Origin of the sequence: Mesorhizobium sp. KR1-2 (genome assembly GCF_040045035.1) — a bacterium.
In the GTDB taxonomy this organism is placed as follows: Bacteria; Pseudomonadota; Alphaproteobacteria; order Rhizobiales; family Rhizobiaceae; genus Pseudaminobacter.
In genome coordinates this window covers 1-3,667 of the sequence record NZ_JBDZDS010000026.1, presented here as the reverse complement: position 1 = coordinate 3,667, position 3,667 = coordinate 1, and the positions used below count along the sequence as shown (strand labels likewise).

Here is a 3,667-nt window from a genome sequence, read left to right as displayed (position 1 = left end):
AAAGTCATTCTCGACGTCGCTTATATATGAGCGGATCTGCCGCCTTCGTTTCTCTTTCTTCTGCGAATGATTGTTCATCGCTCACGCTTGTTCCGCCCTTTGGGCGGCGCTCCGCGGGGGCGGCGCATGAGCGCCGACGGCCGGTCGGCCTTGCGAGGCTTTGCCTCGAGGTTGGCCATCGCCAGCGAGTAGTGCTCTGCTAGGGCTTGTAGCTCAGTTGGTTAGAGCGCGCGCTTGATAAGCGTGAGGTCGGAGGTTCAAGTCCTCCCAGGCCCACCACTTCCTTTGACAACACGAAGGTTATCAGGGGCCGTAGCTCAGCTGGGAGAGCGCCTGCTTTGCAAGCAGGATGTCGTCGGTTCGATCCCGTCCGGCTCCACCATTACCTGGTGTCGAGAGGGTGGAAAGAAGATCATTCGCCAACAAGGTTTGCGACGTGGCTTTCGAGCTCGTTGCCTGTTCTGTTTGACATCGTAAAGAGAAGATTTGTTCGGACTCCAATGGAAGCATTGGTTTGTCGCGGTGAGACGCTCAATCTCCCGCATATGATGAGGCTAGCCTAACCGCACCTCCCGGACTGATCTCGAGAAGCTGGTCTTTTTGTGCCGATGGCGTTTGGAGTGATCCAGATGAACATTGGCAATGAGAACGATCAAGTGTCTTAAGGGCAATTGGTGGATGCCTTGGCATGCACAGGCGATGAAGGACGTGATACGCTGCGATAAGCTACGGGGAGGTGCGAATACCCTTTGATCCGTAGATTTCCGAATGGGGAAACCCACCTAAGATACTTGTAAAATCAGAGCAGCAGGGCGACTTGCTGCTGTGGTTTACAAGTATCGAGATTAGGTAACTTATCCTGAATACATAGGGATAAGTGGCGAACGCAGGGAACTGAAACATCTAAGTACCTGCAGGAAAGGACATCAACCGAGACTCCGCAAGTAGTGGCGAGCGAACGCGGACCAGGCCAGCGGCTTTTGTGAGACAAGCGGAACCATCTGGAAAGTTGGGCAAGAATGGGTGACAGCCCCGTACGCGTAATGCAAGCAAAAGTCCTTGAGTAAGGCGGGACACGTGAAATCCTGTCTGAACATGGGGAGACCACTCTCCAAGCCTAAGTACTCGTGCATGACCGATAGCGAACTAGTACCGTGAGGGAAAGGTGAAAAGCACCCCGACAAGGGGAGTGAAAGAGTACCTGAAACCGGTTGCCTACAAACAGATGGAGCCTGAAATGGTGACATCGTACCTTTTGTATAATGGGTCAGCGACTTAGTGTGTCGAGCAAGCTTAAGCCGGTAGGTGTAGGCGCAGCGAAAGCGAGTCTGAACAGGGCGTTCAGTTCGACGCATTAGACCCGAAACCGAGTGATCTAGCCATGAGCAGGTTGAAGGTAAGGTAACACTTACTGGAGGACCGAACCCATAACTGTTGCAATAGTTCGGGATGACTTGTGGCTAGGGGTGAAAGGCCAATCAAACTCGGAAATAGCTGGTTCTCCGCGAAATCTATTTAGGTAGAGCGTCGACCGAATACCCCAGGGGGTAGAGCACTGGATGGGCTAGGGGTCCTCACCGGATTACCAAACCTAACCAAACTCCGAATACCTGGGAGTACTAGTCGGCAGACACACGGCGGGTGCTAACGTCCGTCGTGGAAAGGGAAACAACCCTGACCAACAGCTAAGGTCCCCAAGTCATGGCTAAGTGGGAAAGGATGTGAGGATCCCAAAACAACCAGGATGTTGGCTTAGAAGCAGCCATCATTTAAAGAAAGCGTAACAGCTCACTGGTCTAAATAAGGGTCTTTGCGCCGAAAATGTAACGGGGCTAAAGCCATGCACCGAAGCTTTGGGTTTGCAGCTTGCTGCAAGCGGTAGCGGAGCGTTCCGTAAGCCGATGAAGCCGTATCCGTGAGGAGCGGTGGAGGTATCGGAAGTGCGAATGCTGACATGAGTAACGTAAGGGGTGTGAGAGACACCCCCGCCGAAAGTCCAAGGGTTCCTGCTTAAAGTTAATCTGAGCAGGGTTAGCCGGCCCCTAAGTCGAGGCAGACATGCGTAGACGATGGGAACCACGTTAATATTCGTGGGCCTGTGGGTAGTGACGGATCATGTGTGTTGTCAGGTCTTATCGGATTGATCTGGCAGCGAAGTGGTCCCAGGAAATAGCTCCCACTTATAGACCGTACCCGAAACCGACACTGGTGGACTGGTAGAGTATACCAAGGCGCTTGAGAGAACTATGCTGAAGGAACTCGGCAAATTGCACGCGTAACTTCGGAAGAAGCGTGACCCTTGTTTACGCAAGTAGATGAGGGTGGCACAGACCAGGGGGTAGCGACTGTTTATCAAAAACACAGGGCTCTGCGAAGTCGCAAGACGACGTATAGGGTCTGACGCCTGCCCGGTGCTGGAAGGTTAAGAGGAGGGGTGCAAGCTCTGAATCGAAGCCCCAGTAAACGGCGGCCGTAACTATAACGGTCCTAAGGTAGCGAAATTCCTTGTCGGGTAAGTTCCGACCTGCACGAATGGCGTAACGACTTCCCCGCTGTCTCCAGCATAGACTCAGTGAAATTGAATTCCCCGTGAAGATGCGGGGTTCCTGCGGTTAGACGGAAAGACCCCGTGCACCTTTACTATAGCTTTACATTGGCATTCGTGTCGGCATGTGTAGGATAGGTGGTAGGCTTTGAAACTCGGGCGCCAGCTCGGGTGGAGCCACCCTTGAAATACCACCCTTATCGTCATGGATGTCTAACCGCGGCCCGTCATCCGGGTCCGGGACAATGTATGGTGGGTAGTTTGACTGGGGCGGTCGCCTCCTAAAGAGTAACGGAGGCGCGCGATGGTGGGCTCAGACCGGTCGGAAATCGGTCGCTGAGTGCAATGGCATAAGCCTGCCTGACTGCGAGACTGACAAGTCGAGCAGAGACGAAAGTCGGTCATAGTGATCCGGTGGTCCCGTGTGGAAGGGCCATCGCTCAACGGATAAAAGGTACGCCGGGGATAACAGGCTGATGACCCCCAAGAGTCCATATCGACGGGGTTGTTTGGCACCTCGATGTCGACTCATCGCATCCTGGGGCTGGAGCAGGTCCCAAGGGTATGGCTGTTCGCCATTTAAAGCGGTACGTGAGTTGGGTTCAGAACGTCGTGAGACAGTTCGGTCCCTATCTGCCGTGGGTGTAGGAATATTGACAGGATCTGTCCCTAGTACGAGAGGACCGGGATGGACGTATCTCTGGTGGACCTGTTGTGGCGCCAGCCGCATTGCAGGGTAGCTATATACGGACGGGATAACCGCTGAAGGCATCTAAGCGGGAAACCCACCTGAAAACGAGTATTCCCCGAGAGCCGTGGAAGACGACCACGTTGATAGGCCGGGTATGGAAGTGCGGCAACGCATGAAGTTTACCGGTACTAATAGCTCGATTGGCTTGATCGTTCTCATTATCCATGTTCATCGCTCACGCATGAACGGCACAAAAACAGCTTCTCGAACAACATGCACTTTGCCGACCTGGTGGTTATGGCGGAGCGGCTGCACCCGATCCCATTCCGAACTCGGCCGTGAAACGCTCCAGCGCTGATGGTACTTCGTCTCAAGACGCGGGAGAGTAAGTCGCTGCCAGGTCTGCCAAGTGCATGAAAATCTTCTCCGAA

2 tRNA genes and 2 rRNA genes are annotated in these 3,667 nt (G+C 53.8%); all 4 read left to right on the top strand.

Going from position 1 to position 3,667, the window contains the following annotated elements:
* The first annotated feature begins 202 nt into the window (after window positions 1–202).
* The 4 genes from ABLE85_RS23795 to rrf all read left to right on the top strand — a co-directional run bounded on the left by ABLE85_RS23795 (window position 203) and on the right by rrf (window position 3,638).
* Window positions 203–279: transfer RNA gene (locus tag ABLE85_RS23795), tRNA-Ile, on the top strand.
* Window positions 280–306: 27 nt separating this feature from the next.
* Window positions 307–382, top strand: a tRNA-Ala gene (locus ABLE85_RS23790).
* Window positions 383–650: 268 nt separating this feature from the next.
* Window positions 651–3,449 (top strand): 23S ribosomal RNA (locus ABLE85_RS23785).
* Between the two features lie 74 nt (window positions 3,450–3,523).
* A 5S ribosomal RNA gene (gene rrf / locus ABLE85_RS23780) occupies window positions 3,524–3,638 on the top strand.
* Window positions 3,639–3,667 lie beyond the last annotated feature (29 nt).